The sequence below is a fragment of the Streptomyces sp. NPDC107517 genome, from assembly GCF_055582645.1.
In genome coordinates this window covers 179744-198278 of record NZ_JBVJPM010000014.1, presented here as the reverse complement: position 1 = coordinate 198278, position 18535 = coordinate 179744, and the positions used below count along the sequence as shown (strand labels likewise).

Genomic DNA, 18535 nt, shown 5'->3' with positions numbered 1-18535 from the left:
CTCGTGGGCGCCGCCCTCGTCGTGGCGCTCCCGCTCGCCAGGAAGCACATCGCGCAGACCACCATGACCCAGGTCCACCGGGTGAACCAGTGAGCGCCGAGGAGCAGGCGGGTCTCGAAGGGCTCGACGACACGCGCCGTGCCTGGACCGCCGAGGCCTGGCGGCATGTGACCGCCGAGCGCCTGCGCGAACTGATCGTGGGCCTGGTCGGCGTGCCCAGCCCGACCGGCGACGAGCGTGCGCTCGCCGACCACATCGCCGCGACGCTGAAGGGCGTCGGCCTGCGCGCCGGGGTCCAGCCGCTCGACGACCGCCAGGCCAACGCCTGGGCCCGGCTCGAAGGAGACGGCACAGGGGCCGATCTGATGCTCTACGCGCCCATCGACACCCTCACCGTGGGCGAGGAGAGCGAGGACGTGCCGTGGATCGGGCCGGAGCTGCGGGAGGACATGCGCCCGCAGGCCACGGTCTACGACGACCTGGTCACCGGTCTCGGCGCCTCCAACCCGAAGGGGCACGCGGCCTGCGTGATGATGGCCGCGGAAGCGCTCTCGCTGGCCGGCATCCCGCTCACCGGCGACCTGGTGGCCGCGTTCGGCGCGGGAGGCATGCCCACCAACGCCCGCCCGGGCGGCAACCGCCTCAACACCGGGCAGGGCGTGGGCTGTTCGTTCCTGCTGGAGCAGGGCGTGTGGACGGACTACGCGGTCATCGCCAAGCCCGGCTGGACGGTGTCCTGGGACGAGGTCGGCCTGGTGTGGTTCGAGGTCACCGTGCACGGCTCACACACCTACGTCGGCTCGCGCCACCGCCTCCCGTACGACAACGCCATCGCGCGCGCCGGGGACGTCGTACGGCACCTGGAGGAGTGGTTCACCGAGTACGCGCAGCGGCACACGGACGGGACGGTCGCCCCGCAGGGCATCGTGTCGTCGGTTCGTGGGGGCTGGCCGCGCATGGCCGCGGTGACGCCCGCCGCCTGCACCCTCCGCGTGGACCTGCGGATCGCCCCGGACACGACGCCGATGCAGGCCAAGCGCGAGTTCACCGCCGCCATCGAGGAGTTGAAGCAGAAACTGCCCGGCCTGGACGCCACGGTGGAGATGATCCTCGCGATTCCCGGCACCCGGACGAGCCGGGAGAGCTGGGTCTTCCGCAGCACGGCGGCCGGCTGGGAAGCGTTCGAGGGCCGCGGGCACGAGGTGATCCGCGGCAACAGCGGCGCGACGGACGCGAACATCCTGCGCGGGCGCGGCATCCCGACCGTGCGCGTGGGCATGCCGAAGGTCGCCGAGGCCCCCTTCGACATCGACTTCTCCCGCGGCATGAACACCGTGTCTGTACGGGAGATGGAGAGGCTGACCCGGCTGCTGATCCGCACGGCCGTCGACACCCTCACCCGCACCCGTGACGAGCTGGAAGGCGACCTGGAAGGAGCCGAGGGATGACCGAGATCGTGCTGGGCGTGGGAGCCTCCCACAGCACCCTGATGAACACCCATTGGGAGCAGACCCTCCACAAGGACCGGGCCGAGCGCTTCCGCGACGGGCTCGGCGAGGCCCGCGAGGCGCTGGTGAAGGCCCGCCCCGACACCGTCGTGCTGGTCGGTTCGAACCACTTCCGCGGATTCTGGCTCGACCTCATCCCCTCGTTCACGCTCGGCGTCGGCGAGTGCATCGCGAGCGGCGAGTCCGGCACGCCGAAGGGGCCGCAGCCCGTGGACGTGCCGCTGGCGCGCCATCTCGCAGACACGCTGGTGGAGGGCGGGCGTTTCGACGTGGCGTTCTCGGCGCGGCTGCAGATCGACCACGGCCAGTCGCACGCGATCCAGTATCTGCTCGACGGTCTGGAGGGCGCCGGCGGCCGTGCCGTGGAGATCGTGCCGCTGGTGGTCAATGTCTTCGCGCCCCCGCTGCCGACCCTGGACCGCTGCGAGCAGCTGGGACGCGCGATCCGCGAGGCCGTGCTCGCGTTCCCCGGCGAGCGGCGGGTCGCGGTGGTCGGCTCCGGCGGGCTCTCGCACCGCCTGCCGTGGCCGGACTGGCGTGATCCGCAGGGCGACGACGAGGAGTTCATGGTCGGCGCCTGGTTGAACGGCCGGGAGAACTGGCAGGACTACGACGCCCGCCGCCGCGAGATCATCCGGGCCGCCGAGGCCGCCATCACGCCGGAGTTCGACGACCGCTTCCTGTCGCTGATCGAGCGGGGCGAGGCGCACCGGCTGACCGCGTACAGCTCGGAAGAGCTGGAGAAGGCGGCCGGCAACGGCGCGCAGGAGCTGCGCACCTGGCTGCTCATGGCCGCCGCGCTCGACCACACTCCGGGCCGTCGCCTCGCGTACGAGTCGATACCGCAGTGGCTGACCGGGATGGGGGTCGCCGTTCTCGATCCGGCGGCGTCGGACGCGGGGCAACGGGCATGAGCCTGTCGGCCGGACTGCCGACGGCAGCCGGGGGCCGGGGACTCTCCCTGCGCCCCCGCCCCGCCGGGCCCGACGACGCGGCCGCTGCGGACCTCCCCGACTCCATGAACTCGGTCCTCGGCAAGGTCCGTCCGATCCTGGAGGCGTTCACCGCCGAGGACAACGCCCTGTCGCTCGCCGAGCTGGTCCGCCGATCGGGGGTGGCGAAGGCCACGGTCCACCGGCTCGCCGGGGAGCTGGTCACCTGGGGGCTGCTGGAGCGGGAGGGGTGCGACTACCGGCTCGGCCTGCGCCTGTTCGAGCTGGGCCAGCGGGTGCACCGGCAGCGGATCCTGCGCGAGGCCGTCCAGCCGTACATGGAGGACCTGCTCCTGATCACCCGGGAGACCATCCACTTCGCCATCCACGACAGCCTGGATGTCGTCTACCTGGACAAGATCTTCCCGCACCGGGGTCTCAACGCCGAGTCGCGGGTGGCGGGCAGGCTTCCGCTGTACTGCACGGCGACGGGCAAGGCGATCCTCGCGTACGCGCCGCCGTCGCTCTTCGCCGCCGTCGTGCGCAGCGGGCTCAAACCGCTCACCCGGCACACAGTCGTCTCCCCCGGCAGGCTGCGGGCGCAGCTGGACCGGATCCACGAGGAGGGCATCGCCCTGGAGAGCGAGGAGATCCGGCTCGGCTACGCCAGCCTGGCCGTGCCGGTCTTCGCCGGACGCACCAGCCTGGTCGGCGCGCTGTCCGTGACCGCGCCCACGTACCGGATGGACGCGGCCGGGCACGCCGCGGCGCTGCGGACGGCCGCGCTCGGGATCGGGCGGTCGCTGACGTGACCCGGACGACGCACCACGCCGCGGGACCGTCCCACTCACCGGAACACGTCCGTAGGGCGGTCCCCACGATCTTCCTACGCTCACCGACCATGACCCAACTCACCGCCGCCACCGCCGAATTCACCGATCCCGACGCAGACGCCGCGACGCTCGACACCGACGTACTGGTCATCGGCGCCGGCCCGGCCGGCCTCTACGCCGCGTACTGCGCCGGCTTCCGCGGCCTGAGCGTCACCGTCATGGACGTGCTGCCGCAGCTCGGCGGGCAGATCAGCGCGATGTACCCGGAGAAGCCGATCTTCGACATCGCCGGCTTCCCCGCCGTACGCGGCCGCGACCTGGTCGACTCGCTGGCCGCGCAGGCCGACCCGTACGCGCCGCTCCACCTGCTCGGTCACCGGGCCACCGAGCTGACCTACGACCCCGAGGGCCTGCCCGTCGTCCGCAGCGACCAGGGGACGCGGGTGCGCGCGCGGTCCGTGGTGATCACCGGTGGCGTGGGGACGTTCACGCCGCGACCGCTGCCCGCCGGTGAGGAGTTCCTCGGGCGTGGCCTCGCCTACTTCGTGCCGGACCCGGCCGAGCACGCGGGCAAGGACGTGGTGGTGGTCGGCGGCGGGGACAGCGCCTTCGACTGGGCGGCCCTGCTCTGCCCGCTCGCCCGCTCCGTCACCCTGGTGCACCGCACCGCCCGCTTCCGCGCGCACGCCGCGAGTGTCGAGAAGGTCCGCGGCCTCGGCATCGAGATCGTCACGGACAGCGAGGTGAGCGCCCTGTCCGGCACGGACCGCCTGGAGCAGGCGCAGATCCGGCACCGCACGACGAAGGAGACCCGCCTGGTCCCGGCCGGCACGGTCGTCGCCGCGCTCGGCTTCCTCGCCGACCTCGGCCCGCTGCAGCACTGGGGGCTCGACCTGGACGCCCGCAAGATCACCGTCGATACGCGGATGGCGACGAACCTGCCGCGTGTGTTCGCCGCGGGCGACATCACCGACTACCCCGGCAAGGTCCGACTGATCTCCGTCGGCTTCGGCGAGGCCGCCACCGCCGTCAACAACGCGGCCACCGTCATCGATCCGGAAGCCGCCCTGTTCCCCGGGCACTCCACCGAGAAGGAGCACTGACCGACATGGCATACGTCATCGGCGCGTCCTGCGTCGACATCATGGACAAGTCCTGCATGGAGGAATGTCCGGTCGACTGCATCTACGAGGGCGAGCGCAAGCTCTACATCAACCCCACGGAGTGCATCGACTGCGGCGCCTGCGAAGTCGCCTGCCCGGAGCAGGCGATCACCGTCGACCGCAAGGCCGACCCGGTCTTCCGCGAGGACAACCGCCGCTTCTTCGAGGAGGCCCTGCCGGGGCGCGATGCCCCGCTCGGCTCCCCGGGCGGTTCGGCCGGCCTCGGCCCCGTGGGTGCCGACACACCGCTGGTGGGCGCCCGATGAGCGCCGCCGACGCCGTCATCAAGGCGGCCGACGTGCTGGAGGAAGCCACGCGCAGCAAAGTGCCGTGTCCGCCGGTGCGCTCCCTGCTGCCCGAGGGTGATGTCGAGGCCGCGTACGCGGTGCAGCGGCACAATGTTGCACACGGGCTTGCGTCGGGGCGCCGCCTGGTGGGCCGGAAGATCGGCCTGACGTCTCTTGCGGTCCAGTCCCAACTCGGCGTGGATCAGCCGGACTTCGGGGCATTGTTCGCGGACATGGCCGTGCCGGAGGGAGAGGCCGTCGCCTGCGGACGGCTGTTGCAGCCGAAGGTGGAGGCGGAGGTCGCCCTCGTCCTGGGCACCGATCTGCCGCACCGCGAACCCACTATGGCCGATCTGCTGCGGGCCACGGCGTTCGCGCTGCCCGCCCTGGAGATCGTCGACAGCCGGATCGCCGACTGGGACATCAGCCTCGTCGACACCGTCGCCGACAACGCCTCGTGCGGCCTTTACGTCCTCGGGGGCCGGCCGGTGCCGCTCGACCGGGTCGACCTGCGCTCCGTGACGATGTCCATGACGCGGGGCGGCGAGGTCGTCTCCCGCGGCTCGGGCGCCGACTGTCTGGGCAGCCCGCTGACCGCGGCGCTCTGGCTGGCCGCCACCCTCGCCCGGCACGGCGATCCGCTCCAGGCGGGCGACATCGTGCTGACCGGCGCGCTCGGGCCGATGGTTCCGGCCGCCGCGGGCGACGAGTTCAGCGCCCGCATCGAAGGCCTCGGCACCGTCACGACCGCATTCGCCACCATGGAAGGAGCCACAGCATGACCACGAAGGTCGCCGTCATCGGCTCGGGCAACATCGGCACCGACCTGATGATCAAGGTGCTGCGCCTGTCGGAGACACTGGAGATCGCCGCGGTGGCGGGCATCGATCCGGACTCCGACGGCCTGGCCCGCGCCCGCCGCCTCAAGGTCGCCACCACCCACGAAGGTGTCGAAGGCCTGGTGAAGATGGACGAGTTCGCCGACGTCGAGTACGTCTTCGACGCCACATCGGCCGGCGCCCATCACCACCACGACGAGGTGCTGCGCGCCCTGGGACGTACGGTCATCGACCTCACCCCGGCCGCCCTCGGGCCCTACGTCGTGCCACCGGTCAACGGCGACACCCACCTGTCCGCGCGCAACGTCAACATGGTCACCTGCGGCGGCCAGGCCACCATCCCGATCGTCGCCGCGGTCAACGCGGTCACGCCCGTGCACTACGGGGAGATCGTCGCCTCGATCTCCTCCCGCTCGGCCGGCCCCGGCACCCGCGCCAACATAGACGAGTTCACCGAGACGACCGCGTCCGCGATCGAGCAGGTGGGCGGCGCGGCCCGCGGCAAGGCGATCATCGTCCTCAACCCGGCGGAACCCCCGCTGATCATGCGGGACACCGTGCACTGCCTGGTCCGCGACGACGACACCACCACAATCACCGCGTCGATCGAGGCGATGGTCGCACGCGTCCAGACGTACGTCCCCGGCTACCGCCTCAAGCAGCAGGTCCAGTTCGACCGCATCGCCACCGACGACCCCCTGACCGCGCTCGCCCCCGCCGGCACCGGCGAGCCGCTGAAGGTGTCGGTCTTCCTGGAGGTCGAGGGCGCCGCCCACTACCTGCCGGCCTACGCCGGCAATCTCGACATCATGACCTCGGCCGCGCTGCGGACCGCCGAACGCATGGCCGCGCACGACCTGACGGAGGCAGCCAAGTGACCACCCCCCTCTACGTCCAAGACGTGACCCTGCGCGACGGCATGCACGCCATCCGCCACCGCTACACCGTCGAGCAGGCCGCCACCATCGCCACGGCGCTGGACGCGGCCGGGGTGGCGGCCATCGAGATCTCCCACGGCGACGGCCTCGCCGGCTCCTCCGTCACCTACGGGGTGGGCGCCCACACCGACTGGCAGTGGATCGAGGCCGTCACCGGCGCCGTCCGGCGGGCGGTCCCCACCACGCTCCTGCTGCCCGGCATCGGCACGGTCCGTGACCTCAAGCAGGCCCACGCTCTCGGGATCCGCTCCGTGCGCGTCGCCACGCACTGCACCGAGGCGGACATCGCCGCCCAGCACATCGCCGCGGCCCGCGAGCTGGACATGGACGTCGCGGGGTTCCTGATGATGTCCCACATGGCCGAGCCCGCCGAACTCGCCCGCCAGGCCCAGCTGATGGAGTCCTACGGCGCCCACTGCGTCTACGTCACCGACTCCGGCGGCCGCCTCACCATGGACGGCGTCCGCGACCGCCTGCACGCCTACCGTGATGTCCTCGACCCGGCCACCGGACTGGGCATCCACGCCCACCACAACCTCGCCCTCGGCGTCGCCAACACCGTCGTCGCCGTCGAGAACGGTGTCACCCGCGTCGACGCCTCGCTCGCCGGCCAGGGCGCCGGCGCCGGCAACTGCCCCCTCGAAGCATTCATCGCGGTCGCCGACCTGATGGGCTGGAAGCACGGCTGCGACCTGTTCCCCCTCATGGACGCCGCCGACGACCTCGTCCGCCCCCTGCAGGACCGCGAGGTCCGCGTCGACCGCGAAACCCTCACCCTCGGCTACGCAGGCGCCTACTCCAGCTTCCTCCGCCACGCCGAAACCGCCGCCCGTCGCTACGGCCTCGACACCCGCACCATCCTCGTCGAGGTCGGCCGGCGCGGCCTCGTCGGCGGCCAGGAAGACATGATCACCGACATCGCACTCGACCTGACCGCGGGCGGCAGCAAGTGAGCGCCGCACAGGGGATGTTGCGGAAACCGTTGCGGGTCGGGATCCGCATCCCGCCCTGCGACCGCGCCGACCGGATCGTCGAGACCGTCCGCCGTGCGGAGGAGTCGGGCTTCGACGACGTCTGGTTCCCGGACTCGCAGCTGCTGTGGCGAGACGTGTTCACCACCCTGACGGCCGCCGCCCTCGGCACCGAACGCATCGGCCTGGGCACGGCGGTGACGAACCTGGTGACCCGTCACCCGGCCGTCGTCGCCTCCGCCGCTCGCAGCGTGGCGGAGCTCGCCCCGGGCCGGTTCACCCTCGGCCTCGGCGTGGGCAACAGCTCCGTGGGACCTGTCGGCCTTCGGCAGAGCACCACGGCCGCGATGCGCGAGGGCCTCACCCTGCTCCGTGCGCTCCTCGCCGGCGAGGACCAGGACTTCACGGGCCCGGCGGGCACCGTCCGCTCCCGCCTGCGCGACCCCCGCCCCGAGGTGCCCCTCCACATGGCGGCGAGCGGGCCGAAGAACCTCCGGCTCGCCGGTGAGGTCGCCGACGGCGTCATCCTGCTCAGCGGCGTCTCCCCACGGACCCTGGCGGGCGCGACCGCCCAGGTGCGCGAGGGCGCCGAGGCCGGTGGCCGCGACGCGGACACCGTGCCGCTCACCGTCTCCGCCTACTGTGCGGTGACCGACGACATCGAGGCGGCGGCGCGTCAGATCAAGCCCATCTGCGCGTCCATCGCCCAGAACGGCGGAGCGCCTTTCCTCGCCCTGGCCGATGTGCACGTCGACGTGCCCAAGGTCGTCGAGGGGGTGTACCCGGACCTGGTGCATGCCGAGGACTGGGACGCCGCCGTGAAGATCACGTCGGAGTGGGTCAGTGACGAGGCGGCGCTGCGGTTCGCCGAGGAGTTCTGCCTGTTCGGCACCGCCGAGCAGATCACGGGACGGCTGCGCGCGCTCCGTGCCACCGGGGTGACCGGCGTGTTCCTGCAGCACGTCGGCTCGTACGACCCTCCGGCCGAACTGATCGAAGCGGTCGGCGCCTCGGTGCTGCCGGCCCTGTGACGAAGACGAGTACGAATACAAATACGAGTACGAGTACACAGACGAATACGAGGACGGAGAACGGATGACGGACACGTTGCGCAAGGGCTATGTGCCCAGCGCCTTCGGCCAGTTGCACTATGTGGAGTCCGGCGACGGCTCCCCCGTGCTGCTGCTCCACCAGACACCCAGGTCGTGGACGGAGTATCTCGAGGTGCTGCCCCTGGTCGGCACCCGGCGTCGGGCGATCGCCATGGACACTCTCGGGTACGGAGCCTCCGCCAAGCCCGAAGGGCCGCACTCCGTCGAGCGGTTCGCGGACGCCGCCGGCGCGCTCGTCGACGCGCTCGGCCTGGAGCGCTTCCACCTGGTCGGGCACCACACGGGCGGCGTGATCGCCGTCGAACTGGCCGCGCGGTTCGGGGACCGCGTGGCCGGTCTGCTGCTGTCCGCCACACCGTTCGTCGATGACGAGAAGCGGCGTGGCGCGGCGGGCGGGGTCCGCATCGATCACGTCGACGCCAAGCCCGACGGCTCGCACCTCCAGGGCCTGTGGGACAACCGGCGCGACTTCTACCGCGCCGGCGAGGAGGCGGCCCTCAACCGCTACGTGGCCGACGCGCTGACCGTCCTCGACCGGGTGGAGGAAGGGCACGAGGCGATACGCCGCTACGCCATGGAGGCGCGCCTGCCTCTCATCACCGCGCGGACCCTGGCCGTCTGCGCGCCCGGCGACCATTACTCGCTGCCCGCCCTGGAGAAGTTCGCCGCCGCGCTCGGCTGCGAGACCCGCGTCCTGTCCGACGGGCACGTGGCCGCGCCGGAGCAGGTGCCGCGGGAGTTCGCCGAGATCGTCCTGGAGTGGACGAGCGAGCGCTGAGCGTGGTGACAAGGCGATGCCCCACCGGCGCCTTCCGGTGGGGCATCGCCGTGTCGGCACGCTCACTTGAGGGAGATGCCCGCCCCCGGTCCCAGCGGCAGGTCGAAGCCGTAGAACACTCCCAGGATGGCCAGCCACGCCACCAGGAACGGCACCACGAAGATCGCGAGCCGCGAGATGAGTGTCCCGAGGCGTGCCTCCGGTTCGTAACGCTGCAGGAGCGCCAGGAGCAGGAACACGTAGGGGTTCATCGGTGTGATGACGGCGGTGGCCGAGTCGCCGATGCGGAACGCGGCCTGGCTGAGGGCCGGGCTCATGCCGAGGAGCATGAACGCCGGGACGAAGACGGGCCCGATCAGCGACCACAGCGCGGATCCGGAGAGGATCACCAGGTTGAGACACGAGACGAGGAGGATGAACGCGACCAGTGCCCCGAAGCCGGTCAGCCCGATGGACTTGAGCAGCGCCGCGGCCTTCACCGCGAGCAGCACGCCCAGGTTGGACCAGTTGAACACGGCGATGACCTGCGCGGCGACGAACATCATGACGACGTATCCGGCCATGTTCTTCACCGAGTCGGTCATCGCGGTGACGACGCTCTCCGAGCCGCCCAGTGTCTTCACCGTGAACCCGTACGTCACGCCTGCGAGCAGGAACGCGCCGAACAGGACGGGGACGACTCCGGTGAGCAGCGGGGACGGCACCAGCGCCCCGCCCTCCCCGCGCAGGGGTGCGCCCTCGGGCAGCCACAGCGACAGCACGACGGCCGCATACGCGACGACGACGAGGCCGGTGATCAGCAGGCCGCGGCGCTGGACCGGGGTGAGCCGGATGTCCTCGTCCTCCGCCGAGTCGGCGCCCGACGTGTAGGCGGGGAGCCTCGGTTCGAGCACCCGGCTGATCAGGAAGCCGCCGACCAGGCCGAGGACAAGGCTGCTGGCGGCGGTGAAGAAGTAGTTCGCGAGGATGTTCACGTCGACGTGGTGGGTGTCCGACAGGACCGCGACGGCCTGCTGGGTGATGCCCGTGTAGAGCGCGTCGAGCGAACCGATCGTGAACCCTGCCGCGTAGCCCGCGGTGACGCACGCGAAGGCGCCGATCAGGCCGGCCGCCGGGTGGCGGCCCGCGCTCTTGAAGACCACCGCGGCGAGTGGCGGCAGCACGATCGCCGCGACGTCGCTCATCATGTGCGCCTGGCAGGCGACGAGCGCCACCAGGTACGGCAGGAAGGCGCGCGGGGCGCGGGCCAGGGTGGCCCGCATCGCCGTCTCCAGGAGGCCGGCCCTCTCGGCGACACCCACGGCCATGATCATGAGGAGCACGGCGGCGATGGGCGGGAACGATGCGAAGTTGGTGACGAGGTTCTCCACCAGCCAGCGCAGTCCGCCGCCGGTCAGCAGGCCGGATATCTGCTTGGTGTCGTCCGTCCCCGGCACCGTCACGGACACGTCCGCGAGGGCGAGCGCGGTGGAGACCACGGCGACCAGCCCGAACAGAACCGTGAACAGGACGACCGGATTGGGCAGGGCGTTGCCGGCCCGTTCGACAAGTGACAGCAGTCGGTCGAGGCCCTGCGGCTTCTCGCCCACCGCGTCGCCCTCGGTCGGATCGGACTGCTGTTGCATCCTCGTCGACGTCATGGCCGGCCCCCGTCCGCACCGCCCGCGACGCCGATCAGGTCCTTGCGGACGACGCCCTCCTGGACGACGCAGACGATGTTGGCGGGGTCGCCGAGGACACCGATGTCGGCCAGCGGATCCCCGTCGCACAGGATGAGGTCCCCGACCCGGCCCTCCGTCAGGGTGCCCAGGCGGTCCTCGACGCCGAGGAGTTCGGCGGAGGTGCGGGTGCCGGCGACGATGGCGTCCATCGGCGCCATGCCGAGATCGACCAGGTAGGACAGCTCCATCAGATTCACGCCGTGGGGGCCGACCGCCGCGTCCGTGCCCATGGCGATGCGGGCGCCGCTCTCGATCGCGCGGGCGATGTTCTCCTTCGTGATGCCGGACCAGCGGACCTTCTTCTGGTAGTGGTAGTCCGGCATCGTGTCCTTGTTGATCCCGGCGTAGACCGTGGACAGGGTCGGGACGACGAACGTGCCGCGCTCCCCCGCCAACTCCAGCGCCTGCTCGTTGATGCCGTAGCCGTGCTCGATGCTGGTGACCCCGCCGCGGATCGCGTTGAGGATGCCGGCCGTGCCCTGGGCGTGCGCGGCGACCGGCTTGCCGCCGTGCCGGCGTGCCTCGTCGACGACGGACCGGATCTCCTCCTCCGAAAGCCCCTCGTCGTCGGGCTGGTCGTACGGGCTCCCCATGCCACCGGTGGCGCAGACCTTCACCAGGTCGGCGCCCTCCCGCAGCACGCGGCGCACCGCGAGACGGGCTTCGTCGGCGGTGTCCGCCAGCTCGGACATTCCGTCGCTCAGGTCCGTGCCGTCCGGCAGTCGCACGTCACCGTGGCCACCGGTGTGGCTGATGACGCGGACGGCGGTCTGGATCCGGGGGCCGACGATCCGGCCGGTCTCGACGGCGGTGCGGTAGCCGGAAGCGAGGCCCGCCAGGTCGCGCACCGTGGTGACGCCCGTGTCGAGGGTCTGCCTCAGCCGCGCGGCGGTGTCGAGCGTGACGAGGACCCGGTCGAGCTCGCCGCGGCGGCCCGGATGCGCACCATGCGCGTAGGACATGTGGACATGGCAGTCGAAGAAGCCGGGCAGCACCGTGCGGCCACCCGCGTCCACCTCGCGGACCTGCGCCGATGCGTCTCGGTCCGTGGACTCGGGCGCTTCCGCAGCGGGGCCGGCGTAGGCGATGATCCCTTCGGAATCGATGACGATGACAGCGTCGTCCACGGGCGCCGAGCCGGTGCCGTCGATGAGCCGGGCGTGGCGGATCCGCAGCGGGGTCCGCGAGGAGGCCTGAGTGGTGGCGTGCGTCATGGTGTGCGGTCACTCCAGGAAGTGCGTAGGTGTCGGGAACAGATGGACGGAGTGTGGAGTGCGCATATCAAGACCGGTTGAGAGCGCAGCTTTCGTAGCGGATTCCGGGGAGATGCGCAGAGAAGTGCCACGTCCGGGTATGCAGGAATACACCGGCCCGGAGCAGCAGTACAGGGACCTGGACGAACTCGACCGCGGCATCGTCCACGCCCTGCAGATCCACCCCCGAGCCCCCTGGACCCTGCTGGGCAAGGTCCTCGCGGTCAACCCGGTGACCGCCGCGCGCCGTTGGCACCGGCTGGAGGAGGCAGGGCTCGCGTGGGTGACCGCCTATCCGCTGCTCACCAACACACAGGTGTGGGTGACAGGTGTGGTGGAGGTGGACACCGAGCCGGGCCGCATCGAAGAGGTGGCGCGGGTCCTCGCCCAGGACCCGGCCGTGCCGAACGTCAAACTGACCGCAGGGGGCCGTGACCTGGTGATCGCGGTCCAGGTCCGCACGCTGGACGAGCTCTCCCACCACTGCGACCAGTTGTTCCGGCGTGCCCCGGGCATACGGGCCACGCGAACACACGTCTCGACAGGTCTTCCGGCCGAGGGCAGCCGGTGGCGTCTGCGCAGTCTCGACGCGGCGCAGAGCGCGCGCCTTCAGGCTGCGGCGACACCGGACCGTCGCGCCCCGTCCGGGGAGAGAGCTCGCTGGGACGCCCTGGACGCCCGGCTCCTCGAACTGCTCAGCCTCGACGGACGGATGTCGCTGCGCGACCTGTCCGCCGCGAGCGACACGAGCCTGACGACGCTGCGGCGCAGGGTGGACTCCCTGCTCGCGTCACGCATACAGCTGCGCTGCGACCTGGCCCGCCCGCTGTCCGGATGGCCCCTGTCCGCGGTCTACTTCGCCTCCGTACCGGGCGAGTACCTCCAAGAGACCAGCCGCGCGCTGTCCGACCTGCACGAAGTCCGATCGTGCTCGATCACGGCGGGGCCGCACAACCTGGTCGTCGACGTCTGGCTGCGCGACCTGCAGGACGTGCACACCTTCGAGGCCCACCTCGCCCGCAGACTCCCGCGCCTGACGGTCACCGACCGCTCGGTGGTCCTGCGCACGGTCAAGCACATGGGCCGCCTCCTGGACCGCAACGGCCGCAGCGTGGGTGTCGTGCCACTACGGCACCCGGAGCACTGAGGGGGCACGGGCGTGCGGGGCCGGGGCGGGCTCATGCCGTGCAACCGCGCCACCCAGAAGACCGCATGAATGATCGAACCACGGTGCACGGCCGACAGAACCTGCCCTGGCCCCACTCCCCCGCGCTCCCCCTCACCGCTCATTCGTCCTCCACCCTTCCCGCGCACGCGCCCATCAGCAGCGACTTTCCCGCCCGCACCCCACTCCCGAACTATGTGCGGCCCCCATACCTGCCACCCCGGCCTGCAACGTCTCGGCGCCCGCCCCACCACATGGCGGGACCGGAGACGAGGCCACACGACTCGGACTGTGCCGGTCGGCGAGCGCCGCGCAGTCGGTGCAGCCCGCCTCGGCGCCGTCGAAGGCGCCGGCATCACCGCCCGAGGCAGCCGACAACCAACCTGGCGAAGGGCTGCTTCTTCGGGCCCACTGTCTTCCCCGACGGGGATACTTCTCCAGTCATCGCTCGGGCAGAGATCTTCGGCCCGCTGTTGACCGTGATCGCATGCGACGACGATGATGACGCGATGCACATCGCGAACGGGTCCGACTATGGCCTCAGCGGGGCCGTACGGACGTCCGGTCCCGGGCACGGCCGGGCCATCCCCCCGGCACGTGCGCACGGGCCCGGTCGGCGTCAAGCGCTGCCTGTCTGACATCGCCGATCGGTTCGTGGAGTCACGGCCGGCGTCAGCGGCCGCGAACTCGGAGCCGAGGCGTTCGCCGCCCACCCGCAGATCAAGTCCATATACGTGTGACTCACGCCGGCCACTGGACGGGGCCCCGGGGACCGACCCCCTGCGGCTCTGCCAGGACACCACACCGAAAGACATCATGCTGAATCTGTCGGTCCTGCTCGAGGACTCCGCCCGCAAGTACCCGAACCGTGACGCGCTGGTCCTCGGCCCGAACCGGCTGACCTACTCCCAGGTCGATGCGGCGGCGAACCAGGTCGCGAACCTGCTCGTGGAACGCGGCATCCGGCCCGGGGACAAGGTGGCCCTGAGCTGCCCGAACCTGCCGCAGTTCCCGATCGTCTACTACGGCATCCTCAAGGCCGGCGCAGTCGTGGTGCCCCTCAACGTGCTGCTCAAGAGGCGCGAGATCGCCTACCACCTCAAGGACGCCGACGTGACGGCGTACTTCTGCTTCGAGGGCACGCCCGAGCTGCCCATGGGCAGTGAGGGCTTCGCTGCGTTCAACGAGGCCGAGGCGGCCCGGCACTTCTTCCTGATCACCGCCGACCCGGCCGCGCCGAGCCCGGTCGAGGGCGCCGAGACCATGGGCGCCGCGCTCGCCGGCAAGAGCCCCCGGTTCGACCCGGTCGTCACCGAGGCCACCGACACCGCGATCATCCTCTACACCTCGGGCACGACCGGCCAGGCCAAGGGCGCCGAGCTGTCCCACGCGAACACGATGATGAACGCGATGACCTGCAACCGGATGTTCCAGAGCAAGCCGGCGACCGACAGCCACGTGCTCTGCCTCCCCCTGTTCCACACCTTCGGCGCGACCGTGCAGATGCACGCAGGCTTCTCGATGGCCGCCACACTCCACCTGGTGCCGCGGTTCAACGCGGAGCAGGTCGTGCAGCTGATGAACACCGAGGAGATCACCTTCTTCGCCGGCGTCCCGACGATGTGGTGGGGCCTGCTGTCCGCGCTCACCGACGATGTCGACGTGGACCGGATCGCCGGCAACCTGCGGATCGGCGTGTCCGGCGGCGCCAGCCTGCCCGTCGAGATCATCAACCAGGTCAGGGAACGGCTGCACGTGAAGATCCTGGAGGGCTACGGCCTCTCGGAGACGAGCCCGGTGGCCACGTTCAGCGACCCGGACCAGGAGCCGCGGCCCGGTTCCATCGGCGTGCCGATCTGGGGCATCGAGGTGAAGCTCATCAACGGCGACTGGTCCGAGGTGACCGAAACCGGTCAGATCGGCGAGATCGCCGTCAAGGGCCACAACATCATGAAGGGCTACTACAACCGCCCCGAAGCCACCGCCGAAGTGATCAAGAACGGCTGGTTCCGCACCGGTGACCTGGCCCGAAAGGACGAGGACGGCTACTACTACATCGTCGACCGCTCAAAGGACATGATCATCCGCGGCGGCTTCAACGTCTATCCCCGCGAGATCGAGGAGGTGCTGATGACGCACTCCGCGATCAGCATGGCCGCGGTCACCGGCGTGCCCCACGAGAGCCACGGCGAGGAGATCAAGGCGTTCGTCATCCTGCACCCCGGCACCGAGGCCTCCCCGGACGAGCTCGTCGCCTGGGGCAGGAGCCAGATGGCCGGCTACAAGTACCCGCGCATCGTGGAGATCGTCGAGTCCCTGCCGATGACCCCCACCGGCAAGATCCTCAAGCGCGAACTCAAGTAGCCGGCGCCACGCCACGGCGTTTCGTCCGGATGATGTTCCGCCGCCTCGGCCCCTGGGGCGTAAGGAGCGGCGGTACATCTGCCTGGCGCCAGGCGCGTATTCCGACCGCGTGCTGACCGGTTGATCGCTGGTTGTCTCACCGAGGGGCGACTGGCCGTGCGGCCCGGTCCTCAGCAGCGCGCGCTCGTGTCTGATCAGCGGCCAGGCAGATCTGTCCGCGTCATCTCCGCGCCATCGGGTGCGCCAGGCGCCTGCCCCGCGACGACCGGCTCGCGCTCAGATCCAGGCGGGTCCTGAGCAGCCGGCGAGCAGCAGACCGAACAGAGACCGCCAGGCGGCCCGCCGCGTGCCTGCCGTCCCACAGACGGCGGAAACCGAGACCGTTCAGCGGGCCAACCGGTAGAGTCCGCACGTGCGTTGATCTTCCGGGCGGCGGCCGAGGCCCGTCGCAGACGGTGCGGGCGCCCCCGATGCAGTCTCGGGGCCGCCTGGTTGGCATACCCGTCACCGCAACACCGGAGATCACGCGATGACTGCTCACAAGCCCCTCACCTACGACGCGTTCGTCGAACTCGCCGCCGCTGATTCAGCTGTCGTCGGCCTCGTCCTCAAGGGGTCCCGAGCCCATGAGGGCATGACCACCGAGTACTCCGACCACGATCTGTACGTGGTCCTCGCCGACGGTGCGATCACGGACCTCACGCGATTCGCTGGGCACCGCACGCCACAACTCGACCTCGTCATCATCTCCCTCGACCAATTCCGCGCCGCCGGAATGCCCGGCTTCGAGCGGTACGCCCTCGCCCGGGCCCGGATCGTGCTCGACCGGCTCGACGGAGGCATCGCTCAGATCCTGGCCGCCAAGGCACGGCTCAACGCTGGTGAAGCCTTCCGGGAGGCGGGTGAATGGCTCGATGCCTACGCCAACTCCCTCTACCGCTCGGTCAAGAACGACCGCGACGGACATGCGCTCGCCGCACGGCTCGACGCCGCCGACAGCATTCAGTTTCTGCTGGAGTCGCTCTTCGCCCTGGACCGTCGTCCCCGCCCTTACAACAAGTATCTGGAATGGGAGCTTGCCCGATTCCCGCTACCCGGCTGGGACACGGGGCCACTGCTGGACGCTGCGGACCGCATCTCGGGTACGGGCGACGTGCCCACACAGCGTCGTCTCTTCGCCCAGGTCGAAGCGGCGGCCCGGCGAGCCGGACACGGCGCGGTGCTGGACGCATGGGGTGAGGACCTGCACCTGATGCGGCAGTAGGACCCCGCCGCAGGAGTTCCCGCACCGCTCTTCGTGCCGCCTGAGCTGGGCAACGGGCCCTAGCCGACGCTCGCGGAGCGGTCGTCGGTGCAGTCGGAGCCGTTCGCCGGGCACCAGCGGGTGCGCCCGCCCACGATATGCAGTTCGAGGCCGGCGTCCGCCATCCCGTGCTCGTTGAGCTGAGTGCGCAGGGCGGAGGGCGCCGGACCGGGCGGGAGCCCCAGGACATCGACCACGACGGTGCCGTTGCGGGCGTCCACGGAGGAGATCTGCCAGCGGCGGTCGGAGGCCCAACTCTGCGCCACGCTACGGGCATTGGCGGCAAGCTGTTCGTCCTGTGCCACTGAGACGGTGCCGACGGTCAGCGGCACGGCCACCAACGCCACCATGACGGCCACCACGGCGAGGGTGCGCCCGCGGAAGTCACCCACCGTGAAACCCGCATCCTGCGCCGCGGACCGCACCCCGTACAAGAGGAAGACCACCGTGCCGGTGGCCACGATCGCGGTGACGTTGGTCGCGAAGAGCAGCGCCGACTCGCCGGCGTCGTGGTAGTGGTGAACCGTGATCAGCAGCCCCGTCACCGACAGCGGCGGGACGAGGGAGATCGCGATGGCAACGCCCGGCAAGGTGTCCGAGATATCCGAACGCACCAGCGCGAAAGCCCCCACGGTGCCGGTCGCCAGGGCGGCCAGCAGGTCGATGAGCCGGGGGCTGATCCTGGAGGACACCTGGCTGTTCGAGGCGAACCCGTCGGGAGGGGCGGCGATCCAGCCCAGCAGCATGCCGATGAGGACGACGAGCGCGGCGCCGCCGATCACCAGCAGCAGGCTGCGCACCAGTGGGCGCCGGGCAGCCAGTACCAGCGCCAGCGCGCTGCCGAGGATCGGTGTCATCAGAGGTGCGACGATCATCGCGCCGATCACCGTGGCCGTCGAATCGCCCACCACCCCGGCACCCGCGATGACCGAGGCCAGCACCAGCAGCACCCAGAACCGCGACGCGCTGGGGCTGCGCCACGACCTCTCGATGAACAGGGTGCCGACCATCCGCTCAACCGCGGCCGTATCGATCGATGCCATGCGGCGGACCTCACACCCCTCAGTACGGACAGCGTGCCCTGGCCATCACGGCTCCGGCCTGCCAGCCCTTCTCCGAGGGCCCGTTCTACCCGAGTGCACCCATCCAGCCGCGCGGCGCGGCGGCACCGTCACCCCACTGGGCGCACCCAACAGGAAACAGGCCGACCGCACGCTCGGGCCCAGCATCGCCGCGGAGGCCCGCCGAGGTCCACGGAGGCCTGCCGAGGCCGCCGAGGCGGAACTCTCCCGGTCAACTTGCCCTGAGATCAGCAGCCCGAGCTCAACCACGATGCCCGCTGGCGGGGTTACTCGCCGCGTCGGGGTG

Annotated in this window: 17 protein-coding genes; 14 read left to right on the top strand and 3 right to left on the bottom strand. The window is 70.9% G+C overall.

The features are described 5' to 3' along the window. Positions 1–89 precede the first annotated feature (89 nt). The 10 genes from ACZ67T_RS29330 to ACZ67T_RS29285 all read left to right on the top strand — a co-directional run bounded on the left by ACZ67T_RS29330 (position 90) and on the right by ACZ67T_RS29285 (position 9361). A complete protein-coding gene (locus ACZ67T_RS29330) occupies positions 90–1448 on the top strand; it encodes a M20 family metallopeptidase (RefSeq protein WP_469988009.1) in 1359 nt (452 codons plus the stop codon). Continuing rightward, positions 1445–2422: a DODA-type extradiol aromatic ring-opening family dioxygenase gene (locus tag ACZ67T_RS29325; protein ID WP_469988008.1), complete on the top strand. Its 978-nt coding sequence runs from the start codon at positions 1445–1447 to the stop codon at positions 2420–2422. Before ACZ67T_RS29330 ends, ACZ67T_RS29325 begins: the two co-directional genes overlap by 4 nt. After that, the gene (locus tag ACZ67T_RS29320) at positions 2419–3252 is read left to right on the top strand and encodes an IclR family transcriptional regulator (protein ID WP_469988007.1); all 834 of its coding nucleotides are present in this window, start codon (positions 2419–2421) and stop codon (positions 3250–3252) included. Before ACZ67T_RS29325 ends, ACZ67T_RS29320 begins: the two co-directional genes overlap by 4 nt. 89 nt (positions 3253–3341) lie before the next feature. Next, complete coding sequence (locus ACZ67T_RS29315) at positions 3342–4376, top strand: NAD(P)/FAD-dependent oxidoreductase (RefSeq protein WP_469988006.1); 1035 nt, start codon at positions 3342–3344, stop codon at positions 4374–4376. A 5-nt stretch (positions 4377–4381) separates the two neighbouring features. Next, positions 4382–4702, top strand: coding sequence for a ferredoxin (fdxA, locus tag ACZ67T_RS29310; protein WP_469988005.1), 321 nt, complete (start codon positions 4382–4384; stop codon positions 4700–4702). Then, positions 4699–5505 (top strand): 2-keto-4-pentenoate hydratase, encoded by an 807-nt coding sequence (locus ACZ67T_RS29305; protein ID WP_469988004.1) that lies wholly within the window; start codon positions 4699–4701, stop codon positions 5503–5505. The genes fdxA and ACZ67T_RS29305 overlap by 4 nt, the downstream gene beginning before the upstream one ends. Then, positions 5502–6440 carry an acetaldehyde dehydrogenase (acetylating) gene (locus ACZ67T_RS29300; RefSeq protein WP_469988003.1) on the top strand — a complete coding sequence of 313 codons (939 nt, stop codon included), beginning with the start codon at positions 5502–5504 and terminating at the stop codon, positions 6438–6440. The genes ACZ67T_RS29305 and ACZ67T_RS29300 overlap by 4 nt, the downstream gene beginning before the upstream one ends. Continuing rightward, the gene (gene dmpG, locus ACZ67T_RS29295) at positions 6437–7453 is read left to right on the top strand and encodes a 4-hydroxy-2-oxovalerate aldolase (RefSeq protein ID WP_469988002.1); all 1017 of its coding nucleotides are present in this window, start codon (positions 6437–6439) and stop codon (positions 7451–7453) included. The genes ACZ67T_RS29300 and dmpG overlap by 4 nt, the downstream gene beginning before the upstream one ends. Before the next feature lie 14 nt (positions 7454–7467). Beyond that, on the top strand, positions 7468–8502 hold the full coding sequence (locus tag ACZ67T_RS29290; protein WP_469988049.1) for an LLM class flavin-dependent oxidoreductase: 1035 nt from the start codon (positions 7468–7470) through the stop codon (positions 8500–8502). 64 nt (positions 8503–8566) lie between these two features. Next, a complete protein-coding gene (locus tag ACZ67T_RS29285; protein ID WP_469988001.1) occupies positions 8567–9361 on the top strand; it encodes an alpha/beta fold hydrolase in 795 nt (264 codons plus the stop codon). Positions 9362–9423: 62 nt separating this feature from the next. On the opposite strand, the gene ACZ67T_RS29280 is transcribed toward ACZ67T_RS29285, so the two are convergent. Then, positions 9424–11001: an AbgT family transporter gene (locus ACZ67T_RS29280; RefSeq protein WP_469988000.1), complete on the bottom strand. Its 1578-nt coding sequence runs from the start codon at positions 10999–11001 to the stop codon at positions 9424–9426. Then, positions 10998–12296: a metal-dependent hydrolase family protein gene (locus ACZ67T_RS29275; protein WP_469987999.1), complete on the bottom strand. Its 1299-nt coding sequence runs from the start codon at positions 12294–12296 to the stop codon at positions 10998–11000. The genes ACZ67T_RS29280 and ACZ67T_RS29275 overlap by 4 nt, the downstream gene beginning before the upstream one ends. Positions 12297–12435: 139 nt before the next feature. Here ACZ67T_RS29275 and ACZ67T_RS29270 point away from each other — a divergent pair, with 139 nt between their 5' ends. The 4 genes from ACZ67T_RS29270 (at position 12436) to ACZ67T_RS29255 (ending at position 17128) form a co-directional block, all read left to right on the top strand. Further along, positions 12436–13482 carry an Lrp/AsnC family transcriptional regulator gene (locus tag ACZ67T_RS29270; protein ID WP_469987998.1) on the top strand — a complete coding sequence of 349 codons (1047 nt, stop codon included), beginning with the start codon at positions 12436–12438 and terminating at the stop codon, positions 13480–13482. 65 nt (positions 13483–13547) lie between these two features. Further along, positions 13548–14138 carry an aldehyde dehydrogenase family protein gene (locus ACZ67T_RS29265; RefSeq protein ID WP_469987997.1) on the top strand — a complete coding sequence of 197 codons (591 nt, stop codon included), beginning with the start codon at positions 13548–13550 and terminating at the stop codon, positions 14136–14138. Positions 14139–14316: 178 nt separating this feature from the next. Continuing rightward, a complete protein-coding gene (locus tag ACZ67T_RS29260; RefSeq protein WP_469987996.1) occupies positions 14317–15864 on the top strand; it encodes a long-chain-fatty-acid--CoA ligase in 1548 nt (515 codons plus the stop codon). Positions 15865–16393: 529 nt separating this feature from the next. Further along, positions 16394–17128 carry a hypothetical protein gene (locus ACZ67T_RS29255; RefSeq protein ID WP_469987995.1) on the top strand — a complete coding sequence of 245 codons (735 nt, stop codon included), beginning with the start codon at positions 16394–16396 and terminating at the stop codon, positions 17126–17128. A gap of 59 nt (positions 17129–17187) precedes the next feature. On the opposite strand, the gene ACZ67T_RS29250 is transcribed toward ACZ67T_RS29255, so the two are convergent. Next, entirely contained in the window at positions 17188–18210 is a 1023-nt protein-coding gene (locus ACZ67T_RS29250) for a DUF389 domain-containing protein (RefSeq protein WP_469987994.1), read from the bottom strand. Positions 18211–18535: the final 325 nt, after the last annotated feature.

What these genes read in the sequence shown, in the direction of transcription:
- ACZ67T_RS29280 (WP_469988000.1), bottom strand. Translation starts at nt 11,001, where the DNA reads ATGACGTCGACGAGGATGCAACAGCAGTCCGATCCGACCGAGGGCGAC.
- ACZ67T_RS29285 (WP_469988001.1), top strand. Translation starts at nt 8,567, where the DNA reads ATGACGGACACGTTGCGCAAGGGCTATGTGCCCAGCGCCTTCGGCCAG.
- ACZ67T_RS29250 (WP_469987994.1), bottom strand. Translation starts at nt 18,210, where the DNA reads ATGGCATCGATCGATACGGCCGCGGTTGAGCGGATGGTCGGCACCCTG.
- ACZ67T_RS29325 (WP_469988008.1), top strand. Translation starts at nt 1,445, where the DNA reads ATGACCGAGATCGTGCTGGGCGTGGGAGCCTCCCACAGCACCCTGATG.
- ACZ67T_RS29290 (WP_469988049.1), top strand. Translation starts at nt 7,468, where the DNA reads ATGTTGCGGAAACCGTTGCGGGTCGGGATCCGCATCCCGCCCTGCGAC.
- ACZ67T_RS29270 (WP_469987998.1), top strand. Translation starts at nt 12,436, where the DNA reads ATGCAGGAATACACCGGCCCGGAGCAGCAGTACAGGGACCTGGACGAA.
- ACZ67T_RS29275 (WP_469987999.1), bottom strand. Translation starts at nt 12,296, where the DNA reads ATGACGCACGCCACCACTCAGGCCTCCTCGCGGACCCCGCTGCGGATC.
- ACZ67T_RS29265 (WP_469987997.1), top strand. Translation starts at nt 13,548, where the DNA reads ATGAATGATCGAACCACGGTGCACGGCCGACAGAACCTGCCCTGGCCC.
- ACZ67T_RS29300 (WP_469988003.1), top strand. Translation starts at nt 5,502, where the DNA reads ATGACCACGAAGGTCGCCGTCATCGGCTCGGGCAACATCGGCACCGAC.
- ACZ67T_RS29260 (WP_469987996.1), top strand. Translation starts at nt 14,317, where the DNA reads ATGCTGAATCTGTCGGTCCTGCTCGAGGACTCCGCCCGCAAGTACCCG.
- ACZ67T_RS29315 (WP_469988006.1), top strand. Translation starts at nt 3,342, where the DNA reads ATGACCCAACTCACCGCCGCCACCGCCGAATTCACCGATCCCGACGCA.
- ACZ67T_RS29320 (WP_469988007.1), top strand. Translation starts at nt 2,419, where the DNA reads ATGAGCCTGTCGGCCGGACTGCCGACGGCAGCCGGGGGCCGGGGACTC.
- fdxA (WP_469988005.1), top strand. Translation starts at nt 4,382, where the DNA reads ATGGCATACGTCATCGGCGCGTCCTGCGTCGACATCATGGACAAGTCC.
- ACZ67T_RS29255 (WP_469987995.1), top strand. Translation starts at nt 16,394, where the DNA reads ATGACTGCTCACAAGCCCCTCACCTACGACGCGTTCGTCGAACTCGCC.
- ACZ67T_RS29305 (WP_469988004.1), top strand. Translation starts at nt 4,699, where the DNA reads ATGAGCGCCGCCGACGCCGTCATCAAGGCGGCCGACGTGCTGGAGGAA.